This window comes from Haemophilus pittmaniae (assembly GCF_900186995.1).
In the GTDB taxonomy this organism is placed as follows: Bacteria; Pseudomonadota; Gammaproteobacteria; order Enterobacterales; family Pasteurellaceae; genus Haemophilus_D; species Haemophilus_D pittmaniae.
Genome location: NZ_LT906463.1, coordinates 1,617,517 through 1,642,146, shown reverse-complemented (window position 1 = coordinate 1,642,146; position 24,630 = coordinate 1,617,517). Strand labels below are relative to the sequence as shown.

At 42.3% G+C, this 24,630-nt stretch carries 30 protein-coding genes and 1 tRNA gene; 6 read left to right on the top strand and 25 right to left on the bottom strand.

Annotated elements, in window-relative coordinates; translation table 11 throughout:
- Positions 1 to 49: 49 nt before the first annotated feature.
- Together purE and purK are read left to right on the top strand one after the other, a co-directional pair.
- A complete protein-coding gene (gene purE, locus CKV74_RS07990) occupies positions 50 to 544 on the top strand; it encodes a 5-(carboxyamino)imidazole ribonucleotide mutase (protein WP_007243100.1) in 495 nt (164 codons plus the stop codon).
- 62 nt (positions 545 to 606) lie between these two features.
- Positions 607 to 1,698 (top strand): 5-(carboxyamino)imidazole ribonucleotide synthase, encoded by a 1,092-nt coding sequence (purK, locus tag CKV74_RS07985; protein ID WP_007243088.1) that lies wholly within the window; start codon positions 607 to 609, stop codon positions 1,696 to 1,698.
- A gap of 176 nt (positions 1,699 to 1,874) precedes the next feature.
- Here purK and cdd read toward each other — a convergent pair whose 3' ends face one another.
- Together cdd and CKV74_RS07975 are read right to left on the bottom strand one after the other, a co-directional pair.
- On the bottom strand, positions 1,875 to 2,753 hold the full coding sequence (gene cdd, locus CKV74_RS07980; protein WP_007243424.1) for a cytidine deaminase: 879 nt from the start codon (positions 2,751 to 2,753) through the stop codon (positions 1,875 to 1,877).
- 104 nt (positions 2,754 to 2,857) lie between these two features.
- Positions 2,858 to 3,814: a hypothetical protein gene (locus tag CKV74_RS07975; RefSeq protein WP_007243401.1), complete on the bottom strand. Its 957-nt coding sequence runs from the start codon at positions 3,812 to 3,814 to the stop codon at positions 2,858 to 2,860.
- Between the two features lie 263 nt (positions 3,815 to 4,077).
- Here CKV74_RS07975 and CKV74_RS07970 point away from each other — a divergent pair, with 263 nt between their 5' ends.
- Positions 4,078 to 4,341, top strand: coding sequence for a SemiSWEET family transporter (locus CKV74_RS07970; protein ID WP_007243431.1), 264 nt, complete (start codon positions 4,078 to 4,080; stop codon positions 4,339 to 4,341).
- 263 nt (positions 4,342 to 4,604) lie between these two features.
- Here the strand turns inward: CKV74_RS07970 and CKV74_RS07965 are convergent, their stop codons facing one another.
- Positions 4,605 to 5,144 (bottom strand): YdcF family protein, encoded by a 540-nt coding sequence (locus CKV74_RS07965; protein WP_007243374.1) that lies wholly within the window; start codon positions 5,142 to 5,144, stop codon positions 4,605 to 4,607.
- A gap of 128 nt (positions 5,145 to 5,272) precedes the next feature.
- On the opposite strand from CKV74_RS07965, the gene metE reads away from it, so the two are divergent.
- Entirely contained in the window at positions 5,273 to 7,546 is a 2,274-nt protein-coding gene (metE, locus tag CKV74_RS07960; protein ID WP_007243362.1) for a 5-methyltetrahydropteroyltriglutamate--homocysteine S-methyltransferase, read from the top strand.
- A gap of 249 nt (positions 7,547 to 7,795) precedes the next feature.
- Here the strand turns inward: metE and truB are convergent, their stop codons facing one another.
- The 8 genes from truB to CKV74_RS07920 all read right to left on the bottom strand — a co-directional run bounded on the left by truB (position 7,796) and on the right by CKV74_RS07920 (position 14,870).
- On the bottom strand, positions 7,796 to 8,713 hold the full coding sequence (gene truB, locus CKV74_RS07955; protein WP_007243420.1) for a tRNA pseudouridine(55) synthase TruB: 918 nt from the start codon (positions 8,711 to 8,713) through the stop codon (positions 7,796 to 7,798).
- Positions 8,713 to 9,099: a 30S ribosome-binding factor RbfA gene (rbfA, locus tag CKV74_RS07950; RefSeq protein WP_095176979.1), complete on the bottom strand. Its 387-nt coding sequence runs from the start codon at positions 9,097 to 9,099 to the stop codon at positions 8,713 to 8,715. The genes truB and rbfA overlap by 1 nt, the downstream gene beginning before the upstream one ends.
- A gap of 61 nt (positions 9,100 to 9,160) precedes the next feature.
- Complete coding sequence (gene infB, locus CKV74_RS07945) at positions 9,161 to 11,665, bottom strand: translation initiation factor IF-2 (protein ID WP_095176978.1); 2,505 nt, start codon at positions 11,663 to 11,665, stop codon at positions 9,161 to 9,163.
- Positions 11,666 to 11,674: 9 nt separating this feature from the next.
- Positions 11,675 to 13,162 (bottom strand): transcription termination factor NusA, encoded by a 1,488-nt coding sequence (nusA, locus tag CKV74_RS07940; protein ID WP_007243394.1) that lies wholly within the window; start codon positions 13,160 to 13,162, stop codon positions 11,675 to 11,677.
- A gap of 15 nt (positions 13,163 to 13,177) precedes the next feature.
- Positions 13,178 to 13,633 (bottom strand): ribosome maturation factor RimP, encoded by a 456-nt coding sequence (gene rimP, locus CKV74_RS07935; RefSeq protein WP_007243372.1) that lies wholly within the window; start codon positions 13,631 to 13,633, stop codon positions 13,178 to 13,180.
- Positions 13,634 to 13,782: 149 nt separating this feature from the next.
- Positions 13,783 to 13,859, bottom strand: a tRNA-Met gene (locus CKV74_RS07930).
- Between the two features lie 163 nt (positions 13,860 to 14,022).
- Positions 14,023 to 14,151 (bottom strand): hypothetical protein, encoded by a 129-nt coding sequence (locus tag CKV74_RS10635; protein WP_095176977.1) that lies wholly within the window; start codon positions 14,149 to 14,151, stop codon positions 14,023 to 14,025.
- Positions 14,148 to 14,870: a BUD32 family EKC/KEOPS complex subunit gene (locus CKV74_RS07920; RefSeq protein ID WP_095176976.1), complete on the bottom strand. Its 723-nt coding sequence runs from the start codon at positions 14,868 to 14,870 to the stop codon at positions 14,148 to 14,150. Before CKV74_RS07920 ends, CKV74_RS10635 begins: the two co-directional genes overlap by 4 nt.
- An 88-nt stretch (positions 14,871 to 14,958) precedes the next feature.
- On the opposite strand from CKV74_RS07920, the gene CKV74_RS07915 reads away from it, so the two are divergent.
- The gene (locus CKV74_RS07915; RefSeq protein WP_007243363.1) at positions 14,959 to 15,519 is read left to right on the top strand and encodes a YceB family lipoprotein; all 561 of its coding nucleotides are present in this window, start codon (positions 14,959 to 14,961) and stop codon (positions 15,517 to 15,519) included.
- Between the two features lie 27 nt (positions 15,520 to 15,546).
- On the opposite strand, the gene qseC is transcribed toward CKV74_RS07915, so the two are convergent.
- The 4 genes from qseC to CKV74_RS07895 all read right to left on the bottom strand — a co-directional run bounded on the left by qseC (position 15,547) and on the right by CKV74_RS07895 (position 18,899).
- Entirely contained in the window at positions 15,547 to 16,902 is a 1,356-nt protein-coding gene (gene qseC / locus CKV74_RS07910; RefSeq protein ID WP_007243439.1) for a quorum sensing histidine kinase QseC, read from the bottom strand.
- The gene (locus CKV74_RS07905; protein WP_007243381.1) at positions 16,892 to 17,560 is read right to left on the bottom strand and encodes a response regulator; all 669 of its coding nucleotides are present in this window, start codon (positions 17,558 to 17,560) and stop codon (positions 16,892 to 16,894) included. Before CKV74_RS07905 ends, qseC begins: the two co-directional genes overlap by 11 nt.
- 77 nt (positions 17,561 to 17,637) lie before the next feature.
- A complete protein-coding gene (locus tag CKV74_RS07900; RefSeq protein ID WP_039847930.1) occupies positions 17,638 to 18,006 on the bottom strand; it encodes a YgiW/YdeI family stress tolerance OB fold protein in 369 nt (122 codons plus the stop codon).
- A 206-nt stretch (positions 18,007 to 18,212) separates the two neighbouring features.
- A complete protein-coding gene (locus tag CKV74_RS07895; protein ID WP_007243364.1) occupies positions 18,213 to 18,899 on the bottom strand; it encodes a hypothetical protein in 687 nt (228 codons plus the stop codon).
- A gap of 105 nt (positions 18,900 to 19,004) precedes the next feature.
- Between CKV74_RS07895 and yfaE the strand changes: the two genes are divergently transcribed.
- The gene (gene yfaE, locus CKV74_RS07890; RefSeq protein ID WP_007243438.1) at positions 19,005 to 19,253 is read left to right on the top strand and encodes a class I ribonucleotide reductase maintenance protein YfaE; all 249 of its coding nucleotides are present in this window, start codon (positions 19,005 to 19,007) and stop codon (positions 19,251 to 19,253) included.
- Positions 19,254 to 19,333: 80 nt separating this feature from the next.
- On the opposite strand, the gene CKV74_RS07885 is transcribed toward yfaE, so the two are convergent.
- The 10 genes from CKV74_RS07885 to moaC form a co-directional block, all read right to left on the bottom strand.
- The gene (locus CKV74_RS07885) at positions 19,334 to 19,798 is read right to left on the bottom strand and encodes a hypothetical protein (RefSeq protein ID WP_007243437.1); all 465 of its coding nucleotides are present in this window, start codon (positions 19,796 to 19,798) and stop codon (positions 19,334 to 19,336) included.
- A gap of 106 nt (positions 19,799 to 19,904) precedes the next feature.
- Positions 19,905 to 20,717, bottom strand: a complete 813-nt coding sequence (dapB, locus tag CKV74_RS07880; protein WP_007243389.1) for a 4-hydroxy-tetrahydrodipicolinate reductase — start codon at positions 20,715 to 20,717, stop codon at positions 19,905 to 19,907.
- 9 nt (positions 20,718 to 20,726) lie between these two features.
- On the bottom strand, positions 20,727 to 21,362 hold the full coding sequence (locus CKV74_RS07875) for a LysE family transporter (RefSeq protein WP_007243377.1): 636 nt from the start codon (positions 21,360 to 21,362) through the stop codon (positions 20,727 to 20,729).
- Positions 21,363 to 21,845, bottom strand: a complete 483-nt coding sequence (locus tag CKV74_RS07870; RefSeq protein WP_095176975.1) for a phosphatidylglycerophosphatase A family protein — start codon at positions 21,843 to 21,845, stop codon at positions 21,363 to 21,365.
- 62 nt (positions 21,846 to 21,907) lie between these two features.
- Positions 21,908 to 22,345, bottom strand: a complete 438-nt coding sequence (gene nusB / locus CKV74_RS07865; RefSeq protein ID WP_007243402.1) for a transcription antitermination factor NusB — start codon at positions 22,343 to 22,345, stop codon at positions 21,908 to 21,910.
- A 2-nt stretch (positions 22,346 to 22,347) separates the two neighbouring features.
- Complete coding sequence (ribH, locus tag CKV74_RS07860; RefSeq protein WP_007243405.1) at positions 22,348 to 22,821, bottom strand: 6,7-dimethyl-8-ribityllumazine synthase; 474 nt, start codon at positions 22,819 to 22,821, stop codon at positions 22,348 to 22,350.
- 113 nt (positions 22,822 to 22,934) lie between these two features.
- Positions 22,935 to 23,384: a YcgN family cysteine cluster protein gene (locus CKV74_RS07855; protein WP_007243393.1), complete on the bottom strand. Its 450-nt coding sequence runs from the start codon at positions 23,382 to 23,384 to the stop codon at positions 22,935 to 22,937.
- On the bottom strand, positions 23,378 to 23,830 hold the full coding sequence (gene moaE / locus CKV74_RS07850) for a molybdopterin synthase catalytic subunit MoaE (RefSeq protein WP_007243365.1): 453 nt from the start codon (positions 23,828 to 23,830) through the stop codon (positions 23,378 to 23,380). The genes CKV74_RS07855 and moaE overlap by 7 nt, the downstream gene beginning before the upstream one ends.
- The gene (gene moaD / locus CKV74_RS07845) at positions 23,831 to 24,076 is read right to left on the bottom strand and encodes a molybdopterin synthase sulfur carrier subunit (protein ID WP_007243432.1); all 246 of its coding nucleotides are present in this window, start codon (positions 24,074 to 24,076) and stop codon (positions 23,831 to 23,833) included.
- On the bottom strand, positions 24,073 to 24,567 hold the full coding sequence (gene moaC / locus CKV74_RS07840) for a cyclic pyranopterin monophosphate synthase MoaC (protein ID WP_007243425.1): 495 nt from the start codon (positions 24,565 to 24,567) through the stop codon (positions 24,073 to 24,075). The genes moaD and moaC overlap by 4 nt, the downstream gene beginning before the upstream one ends.
- Positions 24,568 to 24,630 lie beyond the last annotated feature (63 nt).

Genomic DNA, 24,630 nt, shown 5'->3' with positions numbered 1-24,630 from the left:
CTATCTGTGTTATTCTACGCGCCGTTTTCAGTCATATAGAAGAAAAAATATGTCCAATTCAGTTCAAATCGCCATTGTAATGGGATCTCAAAGCGACTGGTCCACTATGGAACAGGCAGCCCAGATTCTGGATAGCTTAGGTTTACCATACCATGTGGAAATCGTGTCAGCTCATCGCACCCCGGATAAACTTTTCCAATTTGCCGAAAGTGCACAAGCCAACGGTTATAAAGTGATTATTGCCGGTGCCGGTGGAGCGGCTCATTTACCAGGCATGTTAGCCGCTAAAACCCTCGTACCGGTGCTTGGTGTGCCGGTGAAAAGCTCAATGCTTAGTGGCGTTGATAGTCTTTATTCCATCGTGCAAATGCCTAAAGGTATTCCGGTTGGTACGCTTGCCATTGGCCCGGCTGGTGCTGCTAATGCGGGACTATTGGCCGCACAAATTTTAGCCGGTTGGGACAGTGAATTATTCGCTCGATTACAGGCATTTCGAGAAAATCAAACTAACGCGGTATTGAATAACCCCGATCCGCGGGCTTAAAAATGTAGGTGCAACTTGTTGCACCTTTTTGTTTATTTCATCTCCCTAATGGAGAAAATTCTATGCAAAACTCCTCTCTTTATCCGACCATATATGTTCTTGGCAACGGTCAGCTCGGTAGAATGTTACGTTATGCCGGTGCTCCGTTGGATATTCATGTACAACCCTTAGCATTTGATGCGCCGGTATTTGAATTGCCGTCAAATGCAATTATTACCGCCGAAATTGAACGCTGGGAAAGTACTCCGCTCACGCGTTTGTTAGGCAACCATCCTAATTTTGTCAATCAATCGGTATTCGGCCAATTAGCGGATCGTCTCAGCCAAAAATCCCTATTGGATCAACTGCAACTACCGACCTCGCCTTGGTGCTTATTGGAAAATGCCAAGCAATGGCCGGAGGTATTCCAGCATATAGGTAAAAAAGTCGTGGTTAAACGCCGTTGCGGTGGATATGACGGCCGTGGCCAATGGATTATCGATGCGCAAAATCAAGCGGATATCGATGCGGCATTATTTGGTGAAGTAATTGCTGAGGAATTCATTCCATTTGATTATGAAATTTCCTTGGTAGGCGCCCGTTTCCGCAATGGCGATAAACGTTTTTATCCGGTGACACACAATTTGCAACAAAACGGTATACTCCGCTACAGCGTAATGAATAGCGAATTTCCACAACAATTGGAACAGCAAGAATTGGCAGAAAAAATGCTCGGCAAAATCATGGATAGCCTCGATTATGTCGGTGTGATGGCGATGGAATGTTTTGTGGTTGGTGATCAATTATTGATTAACGAATTAGCTCCACGTGTTCATAACAGTGGCCACTGGACTCAGCTCGGTTGTTCAATTAGCCAATTTGAACTGCATTTGCGCGCCCTACTCGATTTACCGACACCGGAATTAAAAACCGTTGCACCATCGGTGATGGTCAATCTCATCGGTTGCCCACACAATCCGGCTTGGCTCAATACTGAATTTGCTCAATTGCATTGGTACGGTAAAGAAGTTCGCCCGGGACGTAAACTCGGCCATATCAATTTAACTCATCCGGATAAGGATGTATTGATTCAACAATTGGAAAAATTGCGTGCTGAATTACCTGATGATTACCAATCAGGCTTGTATTGGGCAATTGACCAATTGCAGGATTAATTTGCCCGACCAATCCCTAAAAAAATCCCATCCGCCAACGCGGATGGGATTTTTTATTATATCGACGTCATTGTTGGGCGCTATTTTAGCGCATACAGTCTATTCTTAAACTAACCTTAATAAAATCAATGAGTTACATACTGTTTTGGCAAAAACTTGGATTTTCTAGGGGGCGTTTATAACGCCACATACTCCAACGGAGCCTCGCAGAGGGTTGCCAGTAGCGCTTCAGCCTGTGTACGGTGACTGAGGGCGGTTGCCCGTTCAGCCATCACAACACGGTGCAGTTCCGTCAATGAAAAAGCATTTAAATAGGCAAAGTTTAGTGCACTTTGTAATGCCGGCAAGCTAGGATTAAAGGCGGCATTTTCCGCATAACGTCCGGTTACAATGCGCCCATCCGCAAATGCCAAAGCAATGCCGTGCGGACTTTGTGAATAAGGTGTATGTGCTAAATCGGCGGCTGCCACAGCTTGGCAAATTACTGCATCATTGCTGTCCGTCTGCAATCCTTGATGCTCTTCACTTAATAAACCGGCGGTAACATTTAAATCCTTCGGCCCAAAGGCATCCGGTAAATAATCATGCAAGGCATTATCGCGTTGATGTGGCAAATGAATGCGTAAATCTTCAGCCTGTGTGAGTTCATTCATAAATTGCCGACAATGTCCGCAAGGCGTGTAATTCACCACAATATCCGTCACTTGCCGCTCATTGCGTAACCAAGCATGACTGAGCGCGCTTTGCTCGGCATGGATAGTTTGAGCAATAGCCGCATGAGCAAATTCTTGATTAGCGCCTAAATAGAAATTGCCTGAACGTCCAATAGCGACAGCACCTACTTTGAAATGAGAAATGGCGGTATGTGCAAAGGAAGCGGCTAAAGGCAGTAACGCAAAAGCTAAATCAAGCCGATTAAATGCCGTTTGCGTACATAATGTCTGCACCTCCTCGGCTGTAAAAAAGCCTTCAAATCCCTTTTTCACTAACATCTCATGAAGTGCACTATTTAATGGGCTAGGTTGATTTGTTAAGGTTTCAATAATCGCCTGCATAGTAAGGCCTCCCTGCAAAAATAAATGATGGGGATATTAACATAAACCGCAGCGCTTTTTTACGTACTCAAATGAACAAACCGGAAAATCTCCGCAATCAATGTTTATTTATGATGCTGTAAAATTTCATCCGCTAAATCATTAATCATCGCGTCATGATCAAGTAAGTATGTTTTATCACCAGGCAAATGGGGTTGATAAATCCGTGTTCGTGCCGGTGGTGCATTTAAAATGACATTGACCTTTTCAAACTCGGGTGGAAAGGCAAAATACAGTTGTGGCTTTGGAATTTCATTTTGAAAGAGTCTTTCAGCGTAAAATTTGCTGAAATTCTCACTTTTTGGCAATTTGATCGCCTCAAAAATCTCAAAAGGCAATGTGTAACGGGCCAAGGCATGTAGACCATGAGCAAAGAGATAAAGCCGCTTTTCAAATTTAGGCGCTGCCGTTCGACCAAAACTGGCACAAAATTGCTGCAAATGCTCGCTCATCGCTGTAGCTTCTTTGGCATGTAGTGCCAACATAAATTTGATCGCTTCTCTTTCATTTAGCGGTTTCTTGGACGCTGCAAATTTGCCGGCTTTAAGCAAAGCCGGTGCAAGTAAATCTTCATCTTGCCAGAGTATTGCGGCCATCAAATCATACATAACGCATAGAAATGAGTAGCCATTTTTGCTAGGTGGTAAGCCTTGCGGAAAGAGCCTTTTCATACTATCCAGATCCCCACAAGCCAGTGCAAAAAATGCTGGAATAACTCTCTCGCACTGATCATATCCGCCGGAGCAACCCGGCAATAGACTCGCTCTAGCATATTGAAAGATGAGGTTGTTTAGCGCCTCTGGTTCTTTCTCGGTTAAGCATTTTTCAAGGCAAAATAAATATCGCTGCGTATTGGCAAAAGAAAGCGAATGAATAAGCTCACATAAAAACGTATGTTCGTTTAAATTTTTTGCCTTTATTTCAACAACATCTCGTGTGTACTCATCTAACAGTAGGTCTGCATCACTTTTTGGTGGTTTTTTAGTTTTAAAAAGACCAAATAAACCCGGTAATAACGCCATTTTCCTACTCCTTATTTTTTGCTAATCGTCGCGACAAATACCTCATTAAAGGTTTCATCTCTCACCAACCGAATCAGACTTTTCGGTCAGCAGAAACAAAGGAATATTAACACAAACCGATAAGGACTCTTATCCGCTTTATTATCTATTAAAATGAAACAAATAAATACAAAAACCCACAATTATTGACAAATACAATATAATAATCTATAATACATCACATCTTTTCAATAAATAGAAACAATTTTTGATAGGAGAAAATAATGAAAAATAGTCGTTTCATCACTATTTTAGGTTGGGTTGCAACATTTACCGCCGTTTGCATGTATGTTGCTTATATTCAACAAATTGATATGAATTTAAATGGTCAAAAAGGTGGTGCGATTCAACCACTTGCGACCGCCATTAACTGTACCTTGTGGGTTATTTACGGTTTATTTAAGGAAAAACGCGATTTACCCGTAGCCCTTGCCAATGCACCTGGTGTGTTCTTAGGTTTAGCAACCTTCATAACTGCGATAATGTAATCATAAAAAATAGCCCCGAAATCATACGGGGCTATTTTTTATGCTTGGTGGGAAAATATTTCATTTATTTCAATTTTATAAACAACAATAATAAAATCAATGACTTAAGTACTATTTTTAGAAAAACTCTTATTTTCACAGGGGCGTTTTAATTCCCATCATCTCCGTAGACAGGTTTTATACCTGTCTTTTTTATCATTGTATTTAGAGCGATGTATAACTCCCTAGAAATGAAAATAAAAAACCGCCTTACGGCGGTTCTTTTAATTGGTCATGACAGCAACACGTTCTTTATAATAGATAAAGAACTCTCGACCAAGCCCATAAATATCGGCTAATTGGAAAGCATCCACGCCGGCAGTACTGACATGTGGGAAATGATTTGAATAAAACAGCATTTTGATACGGGTTTGTTGATAAAACGGTGCCAAAGTAATCGCATCATTGAGATTATTTTTGCTTAGCGTAATCAAACTGTTTTTGACCGTTTGTTGCAAATCGTTGCCTAGGGTGCCTAACACAATGGCATCCGCGGGAATATCCTTACTCAACAGGTAATCCTTCATACTTTCTCCCTCGCCCATCGCCATTAATACGATGTGCGCCACCCGTTGTTGTTTAAATAATTCCACACTGTGATCTAAACGGGATTTCGTCGTTTTAGAAAGATTTTGGTCAGCTCCGAATACAATTGCCGCATCAGCCTTCCCGCCACTATCCCAAATGCCACCAATGGTCAAAAATAACGTAGCAAAGAAAAACCAAACGCTAAATAGTACCCCGAACATTTTTAAAAAGCGCATTATGACTCCACATGAATATTAAAAAATTTCATTTATTTTTTGAAAATTATGAATTTGCTTTAATTATTATTGTATCGCATTCTTATGTTCGCTTTAGAGACGCAATATTATCTTATAGGAAGGTACTTATGACAACATTTCATTTAGCGGGTTTTCCGCGTGTAGGCGCAAAACGTGAACTTAAATTTGCTCAAGAGCGCTATTGGCGCGGTGAGATCGCAGAAGCTGATTTATTGGAGATCGCCCAAAAATTACGTGAACTAAACTGGCAACATCAAGCCAATGCCAAGGCTGACTTTGTAGCGGTTGCAGATTTCACCTTTTATGATCATATTTTAGATTTACAAGTGGCAACCGGTGCTATTCCGCCCCGTTTTGGTTTTGACAGTCAAAATCTCAGCCTTGGCCAATATTTCGAATTGGCGCGTGGCAATAAAACACAGTTTGCCATTGAAATGACCAAATGGTTCGATACTAACTATCATTACTTAGTCCCCGAATTCCAACAGAATACCCAATTCAAAGCTAATCCGGCGCATTATGTGGCGCAAATTCGAGAAGCCAAAGCGCTTGGACATCAAGTCAAACCCACTATTGTGGGGCCATTAACCTTTCTTTGGTTAGGTAAAGAAAAAGGTGCAGCATTTAATCGTTTTGATTTATTGAGCAAACTTGTACCAGTTTATGTAGAAATTTTAAATGCTTTGGCTGCAGAAGGTGTGGCATATATTCAAATTGATGAACCCGCCCTCACCTTGGATTTACCAGCCGAATGGATTGCCGCTTATAAAGAGGTTTACGCTGCTTTTGCCGCACAAGTAAAAGCTAAACTATTATTAGCAACCTATTTCGGTTCAGTTGCCGAACACGCTAATTTATTAAAAGCCTTGCCGGTCGCCGGTTTACACATTGATTTGGTACGAGCACCGGCACAACTTGCCGCTTTTGCCGATTACGACAAAATCTTATCCGTAGGGGTAATTGATGGCCGTAACATTTGGCGGGCGAATTTAAATCAAGTATTAGATGTTGTAGAGCCATTAAAAGCCCAATTCGGTGAGCGTTTATGGATAGCTCCAAGCTGTTCCCTACTCCATACACCCTATGATTTGGCCGTAGAAACCCAATTACAAGCCAATAAACCTGCACTTTATCAATGGTTGGCCTTTAGCTTACAAAAAATTCAGGAATTACGCGTGATTAAGACAGCATTAGAACAAGGTCGCCAAGCAGTACAAAGCGAACTTGATGCCAGCCAAGCAGCAGCGGATGCCCGCGCAAATTCTACAGAAATTCACCGTGCCGATGTGGCGGCACGTTTAGCCGGTCTGCCGAAAAATGCCGATCAGCGTAAATCCCCTTTTGCCGAACGTATAAAATTGCAAAATGCTTGGTTGAATTTGCCATTACTGCCAACCACCAATATTGGTTCTTTCCCACAAACCACGGCTATTCGCCACGCCCGCGCGGCCTTTAAAAAAGGCGAACTCAGTCTGACGGATTACGAAGCGGCAATGAAAAAAGAAATTGAATTCGTGGTACGTGAGCAAGAAAAACTGGATTTAGATGTGTTGGTACATGGTGAAGCAGAACGCAACGACATGGTGGAATACTTCGGTGAATTACTCAATGGTTTTGCTTTTACTAAATTCGGTTGGGTACAAAGTTATGGTTCGCGCTGTGTGAAACCACCGGTGATTTATGGCGATGTCAGCCGTCCAGAACCGATGACCGTACGTTGGTCACAATATGCGCAAAGCCTGACCAACAAAGTAATGAAAGGTATGTTGACAGGTCCGGTAACGATTTTGCAATGGTCCTTTGTACGTAATGATATTCCACGTGCAACCGTATGTAAGCAAATCGCTGTGGCGTTATCCGATGAAGTACTGGATCTCGAAAAAGCCGGTATCAAAATTATTCAAATTGATGAACCGGCTATTCGTGAAGGTCTGCCATTGAAACGTGCCGATTGGGATACTTACCTACAATGGGCCGGTGAAGCTTTCCGCCTAAGCTCAATGGGAGCCCAAGATGATACGCAAATTCATACGCATATGTGTTATTCCGAATTTAATGACATCTTACCCGCGATTGCAGCCTTGGATGCTGATGTGATCACCATCGAAACCTCCCGCTCCGATATGGAATTACTCAGCGCCTTCGGGGATTTCAAATACCCGAACGATATTGGCCCGGGGGTGTACGATATTCATAGCCCACGCGTACCGACGGCACAAGAAATCGAACACCTACTACGCAAAGCATTGCAGGTTGTGCCAAAAGAACGTTTATGGGTAAATCCGGATTGTGGTTTAAAAACCCGTGGCTGGCCTGAAACTATTGCTGCCTTAAAAGTCATGGTGGAGGTGACTAAGCAATTGCGGAAAGAATTGGCATAGCCAATCAATACTTTAAAGGCCGGTTTTTCCGGCCTTTTTACTGAGCAATTTGGCAAAACTACATTTTTAAACCAACCCTAATAAAATCAATGGGTTACGCTCTATTTTGGCAAAAACTTGGATTTTCGGGGGGGGGGGCGTTTTAAGACGGTTTAGGAAACCCGTTTACGGGGGCAGAAAATGATTTTTTTCATTTTTGGATAAAGAGAAAGGACGGGGGGTTGCCGTCCTTTGGTTTATTGGTATAGTTTATTGGGTAATTAAGCGTTGTGGACGAATCACATTATTTTCATCAACCAACGCAACACCTAAAAAGCGCTGGTCTGCAGAAAATAACCGCACTTGACCATGCAAGCGGCTTTCATTCGCAAATTTCACACGTTGTCCAAAACCGATGGCTTTGCTCTGTTCAGCGTTTAAATGCAATGCCGGCAATTTGCTCACCGCACTATCCGTTGGTAACAGATGTTGATCTAACAGCGCGAGCTCCGCTTGTTCAGAAAGTAATTGCAAGGTTTCCCAACTCATCATCTTTTCCGTTGGATAATCGGCTACTGCGGTGCGGCGTAACATGGTGACATGTGCGCCACAGCCCAATACTTCGCCTAGATCATCAACGAGTGTGCGAATATAGGTTCCTTTCGAGCAATGAACTTCCAAGGTGAGTAACGGCGCTTGATAGTCGATAAAGGTCAATTCGAAAATACTAATCGGACGGGCCTCCCGCTCCACCGTAATCCCTGCGCGGGCATATTCATACAGGGGCTTACCATTGTGTTTTAGTGCAGAAAACATAGTCGGCACCTGTAAAATATCACCCCGGAACTGCTCTAGCGCCGTTAAAATTTGCGCAACCTCCACATTTACCGGGCGACTTTCTACAATCTGTCCTTCAGCATCGGAGGTATCGGTTCGTTCACCGAGTTTTGCCGTAACCACATAGCGTTTATCCGCATCTAATAAAAATTGCGAAAACTTTGTGGCTTCCCCTAAACAAATCGGCAGCATGCCGGTTGCCAAGGGATCAAGCGCACCGGTATGGCCGGCTTTATTCGCTTGGAATAGGCGTTTGACCTTTTGCATAATGTCATTGGATGACATGCCTTGCGGCTTATCCAACAAAAATACACCGTCAATATCGCGTCCACGTTTGCGAGGTCTGGACATTAATTGTCTTCCTCAACGTGTTTTTTCTCATCTTCGCGCACTACGTTTGTCACTAAGTTGGACATGCGCATCCCTTCCACCAGGGATTGGTCGTAGATAAAGCGAATTTCCGGCACAATGCGTAAACGCATCGCTTTACCCACTAATGAGCGAATATAAGGCGCGGCTTTTTCTAAGCCTTTCATGCCTTGTGTTATCGCCGTTTCATCATGATCAAACAAAAATGTCACAAACACTTTTGCATAAGCTAAATCACTTGAAACTTCCACATCCGATACGGTCACCATACCGATACGCGGATCCTTCACTTCACGTTGCAAAATGATGGCGATTTCTTTTTGTAATTCCTGTGCAACACGATCGCTGCGTTTAAATTCTCTTGCCATAATATTTCTCTATATAAAAAACGGCCAAAATACGTTGAATTTTGACCGTTCTTTTTACCGATTAGATTGAACGTTTAATTTCAACGACTTCAAACACCTCGATTTGGTCGCCGACTTTTACGTCATTGTAGTTTTTCACGCCGATACCACATTCCATACCGTTACGCACTTCAGCTACGTCATCTTTAAAGCGACGGAGGGATTCCAATTCACCTTCAAAGATAACAACGTTGTCACGTAATACACGGATTGGGTTGTTACGTTTTACTACCCCTTCGGTTACCATACAACCGGCGATAGCACCGAATTTCGGATGTTTGAACACATCACGTACTTCAGCCAAGCCAATAATTTCTTGTTTGAATTCAGGTTGTAACATACCGCTCATCGCTGCTTTCACATCATTTAATAATTCATAAATGATGGAATAATAACGAAGGTCGATATTTTCCGCTTCAATAATACGACGGGCAGAAGCATCCGCACGAACGTTAAAGCCAACCATAATCGCATTTGAAGCTGCGGCTAAAGTCGCATCGGTTTCAGAAATCCCCCCCACACCGGAGCCAACAACTTTCACTTTCACTTCATCGGTAGAAAGTTCTTGTAACGATTGTACGATAGCTTCAACAGAACCCTGTACGTCCGCTTTCACGATGATATTCAACTCAGCCACATCGCCTTCGGTCATATTGGTAAACATGTTTTCCAATTTCGCTTTTTGTTGACGGGCCAGTTTCACTTCACGGAATTTGCCTTGACGGTGTAACGCCACTTCACGGGCTTTTTTCTCATCGCGGACAACGGTAGCTTCATCCCCCGCAGCCGGCACCCCGGAAAGACCTAAGACTTCCACCGGAATAGATGGGCCGGCTTCATCGATTTCTTGACCGTTTTCATCACGCATTGCACGTACACGACCATACTCGAAGCCACAAAGAACGATATCACCCTTATGTAAAGTACCGGATTGAACAAGAATAGTTGCTACCGGACCACGACCTTTATCAAGGTAGGATTCGATCACCACACCACTTGCCATACCATCTTTCACTGCGGTTAATTCAAGTACTTCAGATTGCAATAGGATGGCATCCAATAAATCATCAATACCAATACCTTTCTTCGCGGAAACCGGTACGAATTGCACATCACCACCGAATTTTTCAGAAATCACTTCATGTTGTAGTAATTCTTGTTCTACACGATCCGGGTTGGCTTCCGGTTTATCAATTTTGTTCACTGCAACCACTAAAGGCGCACCCGCTGCTTTAGCATGTTGAATTGCTTCAATGGTTTGAGGCATCACACCATCGTCCGCTGCAACAACAAGGACTACGATATCCGTTGCTTTCGCACCACGAGCACGCATTGAGGTAAATGCCGCGTGTCCCGGAGTATCTAAGAAGGTGATCATTTTGCCATCGTCCATTTCTACGTGGTACGCACCAATGTGTTGAGTAATACCACCGGCCTCGCCTGCTGCCACTTTCGCTTTACGAATGTAGTCAAGCAATGAGGTTTTACCATGGTCAACGTGACCCATAATAGTCACTACCGGAGCACGGGTTACTTTTTCAGCATTGATATCGCGATCGCCTAATACTGCCTCTTCAAGTTCATTTTCATTGCGAAGAATCACTTTATGACCTAATTCTTCTGCCACTAATTGTGCAGTTTCTTGGTCAAGCACTTGGTTGATGGTCACCATTTCGCCCATCTTCATCATCGTTTTGATGATTTCGGTCGCTTTGATCGCCATTTTATTGGCAAGTTCTGCCACAGTGATGGTTTCACCGATCACAACATCCACTTTCACAGCCTGTACAGGTTTAGTGAAGGCTTGTTGTAATGCAGCACCTTTCTTACCATTTTTACCTTTACCGAATTTACCGTCTTTTTGGTTTTTACGGTTAGATTCACGTTCGTTTTTAGTGCCTTTCGCATCGTCACGTTCTTTTTTCGCTTTAGCGACTTTATTTTTGCCACGACCGCGATTTTCGTTGCGACGTTCTTCTTCGTCTTCCGCTTCTAAGGCATAACGGGAACTTAAATTGTAGTCAGAATAATCTTCTGAAGTGCTTTCAGTATTTGATGTTTCCGCATCCGCATAACGTTTAGCTTCTTCTGCCGCTTTACGGGCTTGTTCTTCCGCTTTTTGGCGGGCTAACTCTTCCGCTTTACGACGTAATTCTGCTTCTTCGGCTTTGCGCTTTTCTTTTTCCGGGTCAACCGCTTTCGCTTTGATTTCTTGTGCTTTAGCTTCTGCCTGTGCTTTTACTGCTTGAGCTTTTTCCGCAGCCGCTTTCTCAGCAGCAGCCTTTTCTGCAGCGGCTTTTTCCGCGGCAGCTTTTGCAGCAGCTTGTTGTGCTTCGGCTTCTTGTTGCGCTTTCAAAGCGGCTTCTTTTTGTGCAGCTTCGGTTGGTACGGTACGTTTTTTACGAACTTCAACTTGCACCGCTTTGGCTTTTCCGCCAACAGTGGTCGCATTAACCGTAGTTTTGGTACGGCGTTGAATACTTAATTTTTTCGGTGCGGCATTATCCGCTTTTTTCTCATCTGTCATAAAAACTCCTTACTCTTCGCCGAACCAGCAAATATTACGTGCAGCCATAATTAAATCGGCCGCTTGCTCTGCGGTTAATTCTTCGATATCGGCTAAATCATCCACACCTTGTTCCGCTAGGGCTTCTAAGGTGGTGATTTGTTTTCCTGCTAATTTGAATGCGATATGACGATTCATACCATCAAGATTTAACAAACGTTCTTCAATATTCGCTTGTTTTAATGCAGCTTCTTCGGCTGCTGCCTTGGCACTGATCGCATCCTTGGCGCGGGTTTGTAATTCCTCAACCAAATCTTCGTCTTCCAAACCATCGATAGCCGTTAATTCGCTCACCGGCACATAGGCGATTTCTTCTAAGCTGGTAAAGCCTTCATCCACCAAGATTTGGGCAAATTCTTCATCCAATTCCAAACTTTCCATAAATAGGTTGATAATTTTATTATCTTCCGCTTGGTGCTTTTCATTTAGCTGTTCGGTGGTCATCACGTTCAATGTCCAACCGGTTAATTGAGTCGCTAAACGCACATTTTGACCGTTACGACCAATAGCTTGCGCTAAGTTATCAGCATCTACTGCAATATCCATGGAGTGGTTATCTTCATCCACGATGATAGAAGTCACATCTGCCGGAGCCATCGCATTGATCACGTATTGTGCCGGATTGTCGTCCCAAAGTACGATATCCACGCGTTCACCGCCCAATTCATTAGTAATCGCTTGAACACGCGCACCGCGCATACCTACACAAGCACCCACCGGGTCGATACGTTTATCGTTAGATTTTACCGAGATTTTCGCACGAGAACCCGGATCACGGGCTGCGCCTTTAATTTCAATCATTTCTTCGCCAATTTCCGGTACTTCGATGCGGAATAATTCCACCAACATATCGGATTTAGCACGGGTAACGAATAATTGCGCGTTTTTACCTTCCGGATTCACTTTATAAAGCACACCACGAACACGGTCGCCTGGACGGAAATTTTCACGCGGTAGCATATCTTCGCGCATAATCACCGCTTCAGCTTTATTACCTAAGTCTAAAACGATGCTTTCACGATTCACTTTTTTCACGGTACCGGTAACGATCTTGCCTTCTTCGGATAAGAACTGCTCAACCACTTTGGCACGTTCCGCTTCACGAATTTTTGTGCTGATCACTTGACGGGCAGTTTGCATCGCAATACGGTCAAAGGCGATAGATTCGATTTGATCTTCAATATAATCGCCTAGTTGAATGTTTGGATTTTCGAACTGCGCCGCTTCCAAGGTAATTTCTTTGGTTGGCACAGTCACTTCATCAACCACTAACCAACGACGGAAAGTATCAAACTCGCCGGTTTTTGGATTGATGCTTACGCGGACATCGATTTCATATTCATATTTTTTCTTGGTAGAAAGGGCAATAGCACTTTCTAACGCTTCAAAAATCTTTTCACGCGGTAATAATTTTTCATTTGATACGGCTTCAGCCGCTAATAAAATCTCTTTACTCATTTTTTGGGGTTCTCCTTAAAATTTAGCAACCAAGTTGCCTTTTTGAATATTGCCAAATACCAACACCTGCTCTTTATCATCCACTAATAGGGTCAGCATATCATTGTCGATTTTCTCCAATTTGCCTTGCCATTTGCGGCGATCGGCCACCGGAATACGCAAATGCACGTTAATTGTTTCGCCGATATAGCGGGCATATTGCGCTAAAGTAAATAGCGGACGATCCAATCCCGGCGAAGACACTTCCAGATTGTATTTATCGGCAATCGGATCTTCGACGTCCAAAATGGCGCTCACATCGCGGCTCACGTCGGCACAATCATCTACGGTAACTCCGCCATCCTTATCGATAAAAATACGCACCGTCATAAAACGACCGCTGCGTTGACATTCAATGCCCCACAATTGGCAGCCGGCATCTTCTACCGCGCCTTGTAGCATATCCTGTAATTTCTGTTCCAATGTTGCCAAAATTGACCTCCCAAACGATTCGCCCAAAATGCCAAAGGCAAATTTCAGGCATAAAAAAAGGCTAGGTTTTAAAAAAAACCTAAGCCCAGTTTTATTGATTTTCTTGTATAAAAAAACCCCAAATTGGGGTTCTTTCACTGAACTTGTATTGGTTGCGGGGGCCGGATTTGAACCGACGGCCTTCGGGTTATGAGCCCGACGAGCTACCAAGCTGCTCCACCCCGCGTCCGAAATATGGCGCGTATTATAGTGATCTAAATCAAAAATGCAAGGCTTTTTTTGAGAAAAAACCGCAAAATAAAGCGCATTTTTCATTTTCAAACTACCCCTAATAAAATCAATGACTTAGCATCCATTTTTAGGAAAACGCAAAAATATCAGGGGGCGTTTTAAAAGCCAATCCCCGTACCAATACCAATGCCTGCTCCGATGCCGTTGCTACCACCGGAGGCACCAACGCCCACCGAACAACCGCTGACTAAAGCGGATAAAGCTAAGAGTAAGAATAATTTTTTCATAAATTTTCCTTTTTTAAGTGTTCAAACAACCGATAAATCGCCAACAAATCCGTTCGCGCAATGGGTTTAAACGGTAGCAACAAATAATATAGCCAACGGAATTTCCCAACATAGGCTTGCATATCCGCCCAATACTCTGTCGGACAATGGGTTCTATAATAGGCAAATAAATTATCAAGTTGTTCATCATTTAAGGCTTTCTCTCGACAGAGACTATCTAGGAAAGCCAATATATCACGGCTGATCAACCAATGGATATTTTGGCTCTTGGAATGGGATTCAAAATCCATAAAACGAATTTCACCATCCTGCCAAGCAATATCACGAACCGCCGGACGACCGTGAATAATTCCCTGTTGATGTAATGCTATTAAAGCCCGTATTGCTGTTTGTAAAATAACCTCTTTCTGTGGCCAAGTTAATTTATCATTATTTAACCAGTTATTGAGAGTGATTCCGGCATCCTCCAACACCATATAATCATCACCAAAATCACACAATTTAGGAACCGGTGCATCAAGGGCATTGAGTTGTTGTAAAATCTCGCGTTCTTCAAGAAAGGCTTGTTTGGGGTGCGGTTTTAACAGCAACCACACGCCGCGTAGTTGTTCCGGCTGTTTAAGCCAAAAGGTTTTCCCTAAGTGTTCAAAACAAAAAACCCGCTCACCGCGGTGTTCTTGCAAAAGCGTTTGCACATGGGCTTTGAAAGCCAAAGTCATGTTTTCCACCTAAAATTATTATTGTATCGTTAAAAAATTAAGGCTACATTCTACAAAATTTTGCTTTTCTTTCAAACTTGGAGATTGAATGAGACTTTTTAACAAGGCATTGGCGATATTAATTTTAACCTTTAGTAGCCTAACTGTAGCGGCTTCGCCTTTCAGCATTAGCGAACAACAAATTAATCATTATTTACGTGAAAAAGGCGCGATTAATGACAAACTCGGCATTCCGGGATTATTTTCTGTAGATTATGCGCTAAAGGATTTGGTTGCCCAAATTGGCCAAAAGAGTGACAACCGTGTGGAGATGAGCGGTTTGGTGGATAGTATGATTCATCTGTCGGGAAAAACCTATCCGGCCAAACTGCACCTAACCTTTGATGCCATTCCACAATATAATGCCGAGAAAGGCGCACTCTATTTAAAGGAACTGCGGATTTTACGTTGGTCGGGCGAACCAAACAGCGTAATGGAACAATTGCAAAGTGTAATGCCATTATTAAGTGATGGCATCGCCGCGCTATTAAGCCAAATGCCGGTCTATACCTTAGATGAAAGTGATATGAAGGAAATGTTGATTAAAAAATTTGCTAAGGAAATTAAGGTTGAAAAAGGCCGCTTGGAACTCATCGGCGGCATCTTATAATGACCAAGGGCACATCGGTGCCCTTTTTTATAACTCAATTATCGCCCGCAGACCTTGAACTCTTCCCTCAATCTCAATATTCTCTAAGCGAAAACGGTAATGATGCAATTCCGCTATCCTTGCCACAATGGACAATCCCAGTCCACTTCCCTTTTCATTTTGCCCCGCTGGGCGATAAAAACGTTGTCCCAGTTTAGCCAACTCTTCCGGCGCAACACCACCACCATTATCTTCAATAAGAATTTTACGAGGCTGCAGAATCACACGCACCTGAGTGCCTTGTGGACAATATTTCATCGCATTATCCAACAAGTTTCTCAACATTTGTGCAAGTAATAATGGCTGCCCAGATTTAATCACAGGCTCGCCCTGATGCTCAAACTGCAATTCAATTTGACGTTGCTGTGCAGTGAAATACAACTCACTGATAAGTGAGGTAATAATTTCAGACCAATGAATTGGGGCTTGATTGTCTAATTCCTTGAGATTATCTAAACGGGAAAGTGTTAGAAGCTGTTCGATTAATTGGCTAGCCCGATCAATACCTTGAGTTAAATGTGCTAAAGCCGTTTCTCGTGTTTGGGCATCATCGCCAGCCAACTGTGCGACTTCCGTTTGAATACGCAATGCCGCCAATGGGCTGCGTAATTCATGTGCTGCATCGGAAACAAAACGACGTTCCCGCTCCAACTGTTCTCCGGTACGGGCAAAAAACTGATTCAAATTACGGACTAACGGCAAAATCTCCGTTGGCACATCATCGGTTTCTAATAATGATACATCACCAGGTCGGCGAGCTTGTACGTTTTGACTCAATCGATTAATCGGTTTTAAGGCACGATAAATCACAATAAAAGCAACCAATAATAGGACTGGTAATCCGGCAAACCAAATCCCAGTTTGGCTGAAGACCATTTTATTGACCAACTCTTCGCGATATTCCAGCTCTTGGCCTACGGCAATCACCAATTCGCCATTACCAACAGGTTGCCAATAAATCAACCATTCATCGTCATCATCTAAAATACGCTCTTTACTAAATCCGGTTTTACTTTTGAAAATAAATTTGTCGCCATTATCACCATCGGTTAATAATCTTTCACCTTTGTTAGAAAATATAGCAAAGGCTAATGCATCATTGTCATAATGACGTTTCTGCGGTTTAAAGCCACCGCGCGGGAAATTTGCATGTTCACCCAGCAATACATTTTGTAAATCAGAGGTTGCCAAACGCTCGGCAAAAAGCACTTGTTGCGCATTAAATACATCTCTGGCTTCTTTTTTTACTACTTTCCAGGCAACCGCTGTTGCTATGCACCACACACAAAGTGCGGTCAAACTTAAACCGATTAAGAGACGAAAACTCAGTCGTTTATTTTTCATTAACTTGTCCTAAAGCATAGCCTACGCCATGTACAGTACGAATAAATTGTTTACCCAGTTTTTGACGCAAATTATAAATATGTACATCCAATGCACCGCTACTTAATTCTTCATCCCAATTTGACAATTTTTCTTCAATGGTCGCACGTGAAAGCACTCGTTCTTTATTCAGCATAAAAAGCTCAAGCAATTTATATTCACGCCCGGTTAATGTAATTTCATGATTATCCAGCCAAACCTTACGTTGAGCAGGATCGAGTTTTACATTGCCATGCTCAATTTGTGGTTTGACTTGCCCATAACGACGACGAATTAATGCCTGCAATCGTACCACCACTTCAGCCAAGGCAAAGGGTTTGCAAAGATAATCATCGGCACCTTGTTGAATGCCTTTAATGCGTTCATCCAAGGTATCACGTGCAGTTAGGATCAATACAGGCACATCTTGATTATTTGAACGCCATTGTTTTAATACATCCAAGCCATCCAATTTAGGCAAGGTTAAATCCAATACCACAGCATCATAGGGTGCACTCATTAAGGCATTTAATCCACTTTGCCCATCGGTAAACCAATCAACAATAAAGCCGGATTTTGATAATCCGATTTGCAATCCATTGCCGATTAAAGGATCGTCTTCCACTAATAAAATTCGCATCGTCTTGTCCGTACTATTTTCTTTATAACATGAAAAAATGGCGGGCTTTCATTGCCCGCCACTTCAAATGATATGGCTTATTGTGCCTTTTCTACACTAATTACTTCAAGTTCAGCCTTTTCAAAGGCTTCATTATCCAATTTACCGTAAACGCGGATTTTATCCTGCGGCCCGACATTTAAACCATTCCAAACGCGGTTTTTAATTTCCAGTTTGATTTGTTCGGTGCCATCAGTGAAAAGATATTCATCGCCATCAACTTGTTGAGTGATGTTCCCCACCAAGCTAATCATAGAATTATCTTTGGCAGATAACGCCTGTTTAACGGTAAGCTGTTGGCCTTGATTACCACCCTGGAAACCGCCCTGCGCTGGAGCACCATTGAAACCGGCAAAGGCTGCTGAAGTAGATAGAGCTAAAAGTGCTGCTAAAGTAAATTTTTTCATCATGTTCTCCTAAAATTAAATCATCAATTAAACAAAGCTTGTTGCTTCATTGCTTTGTTGGGAGCTATTAAACACACAAAATCTTAAGTATTTCTTAAGCAACCATAAATTTTTAAAATATTTTATACTTTTCAACCAACAATAATAAAATCAATGACTTACGCATTATTTTTAGAGAAACTCTGAAAATCAAGGAGGCGTTTTATTTACCAACAAAAACGCTCATTAACAAAATTTTCCTGCCGTGCCTTTTGCCATTTGGCAAATTTTTCCGAATCGGTAAAAAATTTGTCCTGTGCGGCAAGACGTTGCTGTAATGTGTTTTCAGCCTCCGCCAATGCAGCTTTGCGATCTGTACTTTTCGCTGGGACTTGTTCTAGGAATAACACCGCATACGGATGTGCCTTAGTCCAATCCACTGCATTTTGTGCAGCGCGGCGTTGTTTGGCTAAATCACAATAGGCATAAGGATTAACAAATTGTCCAACCAATTGACCAAAACCGGTATTATCGCTCACACTTTGCGGTGGTAAATTCAATACGGAAAGTGCAGTAATCAAGCGATTTTGCCCGCGATAATACCAATCAACGGCAGCATCGCGTAAACCGAAATCATAGGCTCTGGCAGAAAGCGCAAACATTGTCATTGGAGAAACAAAATCTGCTTTTTTCTCAATAATCTCGACCGCTTTTTCAAAATCTTTTTGTGTATTTTTCAGCAATAATCCATCAATATCTTTATTAATATTAATTTGCTCAAGACGTCCGTCTCGCGCATCGTAATAAGGCATCACATAGATATCGATATGTTTGACTGGGTCTTTTGCAATAGAGCTACAAGCTGTAAATAAAAGGACACTGGAAATTAGGCTTAATTTAGGAGCTATTCGCATCGTTTTTCCCTCTGTGGTGATAAGGCTGCCATCTTACAACAAAAGAGCCGTGAGTTTTAATGCTCTTTCTTCTACAATAGACGAAACTTTATTTTATTTGATTCCATGAAAATCCATCTTATTCAACGTCAAATCACCTTAGATTTTGATAACCAAACATCCCTGCTTAACTTTTTAGAACAACATCAAATTCACCATGAATATCAATGTCGTTCAGGCTATTGTGGTTCTTGTCGCGTGAAGATCAAAAAAGGCAAGGTTTCCTACGCCGATGCGCCCCTTGCCTTTATTCAACCCAACGAGATTTTGCTGTGTTGTTGTCGGGTGGAAACGGATATTGAATTAGATCTGTGATAAGCATATTTATTAAGATACTTTCCCCTAACAGCCTTGAGCTCATTGTATTTTATGTAAGCTACTTAAAACTATCTTGCTTATCCACGCGTAATGATTTTATACATCAATAGGCTAATGCTAATACCCCCCCATATAATGGGACATGTATTACGCCGAACCCATCGTTTAAATCGCTCCATCAAAGATAAATGTGTTACTTGGATGTCATCCGGGTGAATATATACCTCTTCTAAAGAGAGATATGTTTCACCTTCATCACCTCTTACTCTTGTGCCATCATTTAGTTTGTTGGCAATGGCGATCAATTTCTCAATATGTTCATCATCCGTAGTATTAATGTAATATTCGCCCTCAATCCCTTCCGTATAAAAAATAGTAAAAGATTCATCTTCCTTGTCATAATAGAATTCAAGCTGACCATGTTCATCTAAGGATTCCTGCATGTTGAATTCTTTCAAGAGGAAATCTCTAAAACCATTTTTATTAAAGATTAATTTATGAGAATTATCTTCCGTGTTCACTAAAGAAACATGATAAGCCATTATTTATCCTCTATTTGGTATTACTGCTAGTTACTTAAAAAATAGGCACCCGCTGAGAAGCGCGTGCCTTTATATGGTAAGTGTATTAAAAAAACAAAGACAACCGTTATAAATTATTTAAATCCAACACATCGGTCATATCAAATAAACCTTGTGGTCTGCCTTCTAACCATTTGGCTGCACGCACTGCCCCATTGGCAAATGTCATACGACTAGAAGCTTTGTGGGCAATTTCAACGCGTTCGCCAATATCTGCAAACCATACACTATGTTCACCCACCACATCAGCAGCACGAATGGTCGAGAAACCAATTTCATCACGTTTACGTTCGCCGGTGATCCCTTCGCGACAAAATACACCATGGGTTTTCAAATCACGCCCAAGGGTTTTCGCAATATGTTCGCCCATGGAAAGTGCTGTACCTGATGGTGCATCCACTTTATGCCGATGGTGCGCTTCAATAATTTCAATATCGCAATAATCGCCCATCACTTTGGCAGCTTTTTCCAATAATTTAAATACCAAATTCACACCGACACTAAAGTTTGAAGCAAATACAACGGAAATTTTTTCAGCTGCTGCAGCTATTGCCGCCTTGCCGGATTCATCAAAACCGGTTGTACCGATAACAATTTTTTTCTGATTAGCTACACAGAAAGCCAAATGCTCCAAGGTGCCTTCCGGGCGGGTAAAATCAATTAACACATCAAACTTATCTTGTTGTGCGGCTAAATCATCGCTAACCATAACTCCAAGGGCTCCGATTCCTGCTAATTCACCGGCATCTGTTCCCACCAATGAAGAACCTTTACGCTCAAAGGCTGCGCCTAATTCTGTACCTTCAGCATTGTGTACCGCTTGGATAAGTTGGCGTCCCATACGACCACCGGCTCCGGCAATAGCAATTTTTAAAGTCATATATCCTCCTTAAAGGGATTGAATGGTTTCAACGGCGCCGCTGTAAATTAAAAACAGGCCGAATAAGATAAAAATAACGCCAGCCGCATTATCAATGTAGCGGCTATAACAGCTATAAAAACGTTTTGCTATTGGACGGGAAAATAACACAGAAATAATATAAAAATAGAGAAAACATTCCGTCACAATAGCCATTAAAGCAGTGAGCATTTGAATCGGCTCATGTAAACCGTTCAATACCATCGACATCACACTGCTGAAAAAAATGACAACCTTAGCATTGGAAAGATTGACCCATAAGGCTTTGCGAATTTCCTTCCAAGCATCATTTTTATATTGAATTTGTTTAAAGCCGGTATCCGCAAAGGCCACGTTTTCGCGCACCAGCACCATTTGGCTACCTAAATAAATTAAATAGCTACCGCCTAACATCATGATAATGCCCTGCACCGCCGGCATTGCGGTAAATAACACAGCCAACCCCAAAATGGTGGCACTCGCCCAAATAAATACCCCCAAGCTGATACCGATGACCGCACATAATGCATCACGACGCGAACTCATTGCGGCCACTCGGCTAACATAAAAGAAATCAGGACCGGGCGATAGTAGTCCAAATAAATTAACAATCAGCAGATTTAGCATCTAAAACAAATTCCGTAGCACAATGACTATTAACACACCATAGCTGGCTGCTAATACATCATCGATCATAATACCGAAACCGCTCTCTAATTTCTGGTCGAAATAGCGTATCGGCCAAGGTTTGAAAATATCAAACAAACGAAACAATACAAATGCCGTGAGTAACCAAGACCAACTCAGCGAAGGCAATGCGGCCATCACCAGAAACATTCCAACGAATTCATCCCACACTATCGCACCATGATCATGTACGCCCATATCGTCAGCGGTTTTTTGACATAAATAACAGCCTAATACGAAACAAATTAAGGTAAACAGTAGAAATCCCTTTATCTCAAGCAACATCAATAATGGCGTACCGATAAATAATGCGGCTAAACTACCCCAGGTGCCGGGGGCGGGACGTAACAATCCAGAGCCAAAACCAACGGCGAGTAAATGTACAGGATTTTTTAATTTAATTTTATCTAACGGCTTATCCATTTTTGCCTCGCACAAATAAATAAAATAAGGGCAGACTTAATGGTCTGCCCTTGCGATAACGACTATTTTCGGCCTAACGCAGGCGCAATTTTATCCAACACGCCATTAATATATTTATGGCTTTCTTCAGCACCAAATACCTTAGCAACTTCAATCGCCTCATTAATTGCGACTTTGTAAGGGACATCAGGTTCAAACTGTAATTCATATACTGCAAGACGCAAAATTGCACGTTCAATTGGGTCTAATTCGTTTAATTCACGATCCAAATAATGGCTCATTGTGAAATCCACGGTATCCACATTGACTACAGTTTGACGGAAAAGACGACTGAAATAAGGTTTATCTACACCTTTTAAATCCTGGTCTACGACGAATGCTAATTCTACCTGTTCCGGCGCATTACCTGAAATAGCCCAAGAATATAAGGCTTGTACCGCACATTCACGGGCACGACGACGTGGCGAAACTTTTTTCATCGGTTTTTGATTATCTGTCATGATTAGGCCGCATCAATTTGTTGTAAAAGATTAACCATTTCCAACGCGACTAAAGCTGCCTCTGCACCTTTATTACCGGCTTTGGTACCGGCTCGCTCGATGGCTTGTTCAATATTTTCAGTCGTTAACACCCCAAATGCTACCGGGATTTCCGCCTGCATAGCAACTTGCCCTAAACCGCTGCTGGCTTCGCCGGCAACGTATTCAAAATGGGCCGTACCACCGCGAATTACAGTACCTAACGCAACGATTGCATCGAATTTTTTGCTATCAGCTAAACGACGAGCCACTAACGGTAATTCATAGGCCCCAGGTGCGCGCACCAATGTGATATTTTCATCTTTTACTTGGCCAACGCGTTTTAATGCATCTAATGCGCCTTCCAATAGGCTTTCATTGATAAAACTATTAAAGCGGGCAATAACAACCGCAATTTTTGCCTGAGGAGCGGCAATTGCGCCTTCTAAAACTTTCATAGATATTCCTAATATTTGGGTTATGGTTAAAAATGACGGCGAATTCTAGCATAAAAAAGGCGCGTAATCAGCATTTTAAATACGCGCCGGAGAGAAGATTGAGTATGTTACTTTTATGCTTCTTCAATCACAAAATCAAACCAATCAATCACATCCCGTTCATGTACGCCATCGGCAATTAATACCCCGGCTTTACGTATTGAATCCGGATCATGGCTAATTAATGGATGCCAATCAGGTAATGGCTTGTTTTCATAAAGTAAGCGATAAGCGCAGGTTTTCGGCAACCAACAAAAATCCGGTAAATTCTTTTTAGTAAGTTTTGTACAATCACTTTCTAATATAAAACGTTGTGGATAATTACGACATTTACCGGTTTGTGTATCTAATAAATTACAGGCAATACGGGTGTATAGCAACCGCTCCCGTTTACCTCGCCCTTGAATATATTTACGATAACAACATTTACCGCAACCATCACAAAGAGCCTCCCATTCAGCTTCATTCATATCTAGCAAGGATTTATGCTGCCAGAAATTTTCCGCTATTACTTGCTCTACCATTTGGTTAAGGCCTGTTTATCGCTATCACGGGCTTCAATCCAACGTTCGCCCTGATCTGTTTGTTCTTTTTTCCAGAAAGGTGCCTTCGATTTTAAAAAATCCATAATAAATTCATTGGCTGCATAAGCATCACCACGATGGGCCGAAGCTGTACCAACTAAAACAATTTCATCGCCGGTATGTAATAAGCCTACTCGGTGAATTACCGAAACCCGTTCCAGCTGCCAACGGCTACAAGCTTCTTCAACAATTTCACGTAACGCCTTTTCGGTCATTGCCGGATAATGTTCTAAGAATAAACTTGACACATTATCGCCTAAATTTAGATCACGCACTTTACCAACAAAAATCACTGAAGCGCCAATTGAATGAGATTCACTTAACCACTGATAGACAGCATTTTGATCGAAGGTTTGTGATTGCACCGCAATTTGAATATCCGCCATTTAGCCTCCGGTCACCGGTGGGAAAAAAGCGACTTCATCAGCATCACTTAATGGGCTATCCAAAGATACCAGCGTTTGATTGACGGCAACCAACAATTTATCCTTTTGTAAGGCCAACGCCCAACGTTCATTCTGTGCGGCCAAATGCGCACGTAATTCTTCCACATTGTTGAAAGAAGGTTCCACAGTAATTTCATCACGACCTAATAATTCTCGGGTTTGAGCGAAAAATAATACTTTAATCATGCGCCAACTCCCTGTTTATCGGCAACAAAATGACCAGATTTACCACCGCTTTTTTCTAATAAGCGAACCCCTTCAATCACAATGTCTTTTTGTACTGCTTTACACATATCGTAAATTGTTAATGCTGCTACGGATGCCGCGGTTAAGGCTTCCATTTCCACTCCGGTTTTACCGGTTAATTTGCATAGGGACTCTATGCGTACCTGATTGGTCTGTGGTAACGCCTCAAGATTTACCTCAACCTTGGACAACAATAAAGGATGGCATAAAGGGATCAATTCCCAAGTTCGTTTAGCCGCTTGAATGCCGGCAATACGCGCGGTAGCAAAAACATCACCTTTGTGATGACGTCCTTCGACAATCATTGCTAAAGTATTTTGTGACATTGTGACAAATGCTTCCGCACGCGCTTCGCGTACGCTGTCCGCTTTCATGGAGACGTCCACCATATTGGCTTCGCCTTGAGCATTGATATGGGTAAATGTAGTCATAAGTTTATCTGATCGTTTTTTTATCTTGCGCCAAGCGGCGTCAATGGAAAAGAAAAAGCGGCA

Bases quoted from the DNA above. Each gene is read 5' to 3' on its own strand.
- moaC (WP_007243425.1), bottom strand. From the start codon at position 24,567: ATGACTACATTTACCCATATCAATGCTCAAGGCGAAGCCAATATGGTG.
- cdd (WP_007243424.1), bottom strand. From the start codon at position 2,753: ATGCAGGCGATTATTGAAACCTTAACAAATCAACCTAGCCCATTAAAT.
- nusB (WP_007243402.1), bottom strand. From the start codon at position 22,345: ATGACAGATAATCAAAAACCGATGAAAAAAGTTTCGCCACGTCGTCGT.
- CKV74_RS07870 (WP_095176975.1), bottom strand. From the start codon at position 21,845: ATGGATAAGCCGTTAGATAAAATTAAATTAAAAAATCCTGTACATTTA.
- nusA (WP_007243394.1), bottom strand. From the start codon at position 13,162: ATGAGTAAAGAGATTTTATTAGCGGCTGAAGCCGTATCAAATGAAAAA.
- CKV74_RS07920 (WP_095176976.1), bottom strand. From the start codon at position 14,870: ATGACTTTGGCTTTCAAAGCCCATGTGCAAACGCTTTTGCAAGAACAC.
- infB (WP_095176978.1), bottom strand. From the start codon at position 11,665: ATGACAGATGAGAAAAAAGCGGATAATGCCGCACCGAAAAAATTAAGT.
- CKV74_RS10635 (WP_095176977.1), bottom strand. From the start codon at position 14,151: ATGAAAAAATTATTCTTACTCTTAGCTTTATCCGCTTTAGTCAGCGGT.
- dapB (WP_007243389.1), bottom strand. From the start codon at position 20,717: ATGACTTTAAAAATTGCTATTGCCGGAGCCGGTGGTCGTATGGGACGC.
- CKV74_RS07875 (WP_007243377.1), bottom strand. From the start codon at position 21,362: ATGCTAAATCTGCTGATTGTTAATTTATTTGGACTACTATCGCCCGGT.
- ribH (WP_007243405.1), bottom strand. From the start codon at position 22,821: ATGAAAGTTTTAGAAGGCGCAATTGCCGCTCCTCAGGCAAAAATTGCG.
- CKV74_RS07895 (WP_007243364.1), bottom strand. From the start codon at position 18,899: ATGCGAATAGCTCCTAAATTAAGCCTAATTTCCAGTGTCCTTTTATTT.
- CKV74_RS07915 (WP_007243363.1), top strand. From the start codon at position 14,959: ATGAGACTTTTTAACAAGGCATTGGCGATATTAATTTTAACCTTTAGT.
- yfaE (WP_007243438.1), top strand. From the start codon at position 19,005: ATGAAAATCCATCTTATTCAACGTCAAATCACCTTAGATTTTGATAAC.
- metE (WP_007243362.1), top strand. From the start codon at position 5,273: ATGACAACATTTCATTTAGCGGGTTTTCCGCGTGTAGGCGCAAAACGT.
- qseC (WP_007243439.1), bottom strand. From the start codon at position 16,902: ATGAAAAATAAACGACTGAGTTTTCGTCTCTTAATCGGTTTAAGTTTG.
- CKV74_RS07975 (WP_007243401.1), bottom strand. From the start codon at position 3,814: ATGGCGTTATTACCGGGTTTATTTGGTCTTTTTAAAACTAAAAAACCA.
- CKV74_RS07905 (WP_007243381.1), bottom strand. From the start codon at position 17,560: ATGCGAATTTTATTAGTGGAAGACGATCCTTTAATCGGCAATGGATTG.
- purE (WP_007243100.1), top strand. From the start codon at position 50: ATGTCCAATTCAGTTCAAATCGCCATTGTAATGGGATCTCAAAGCGAC.
- CKV74_RS07855 (WP_007243393.1), bottom strand. From the start codon at position 23,384: ATGGTAGAGCAAGTAATAGCGGAAAATTTCTGGCAGCATAAATCCTTG.
- rbfA (WP_095176979.1), bottom strand. From the start codon at position 9,099: ATGGCAAGAGAATTTAAACGCAGCGATCGTGTTGCACAGGAATTACAA.
- CKV74_RS07965 (WP_007243374.1), bottom strand. From the start codon at position 5,144: ATGCGCTTTTTAAAAATGTTCGGGGTACTATTTAGCGTTTGGTTTTTC.
- moaD (WP_007243432.1), bottom strand. From the start codon at position 24,076: ATGATTAAAGTATTATTTTTCGCTCAAACCCGAGAATTATTAGGTCGT.
- truB (WP_007243420.1), bottom strand. From the start codon at position 8,713: ATGTCCAGACCTCGCAAACGTGGACGCGATATTGACGGTGTATTTTTG.
- moaE (WP_007243365.1), bottom strand. From the start codon at position 23,830: ATGGCGGATATTCAAATTGCGGTGCAATCACAAACCTTCGATCAAAAT.
- CKV74_RS07900 (WP_039847930.1), bottom strand. From the start codon at position 18,006: ATGAAAAAATTTACTTTAGCAGCACTTTTAGCTCTATCTACTTCAGCA.
- CKV74_RS07885 (WP_007243437.1), bottom strand. From the start codon at position 19,798: ATGGCTTATCATGTTTCTTTAGTGAACACGGAAGATAATTCTCATAAA.
- purK (WP_007243088.1), top strand. From the start codon at position 607: ATGCAAAACTCCTCTCTTTATCCGACCATATATGTTCTTGGCAACGGT.
- CKV74_RS07970 (WP_007243431.1), top strand. From the start codon at position 4,078: ATGAAAAATAGTCGTTTCATCACTATTTTAGGTTGGGTTGCAACATTT.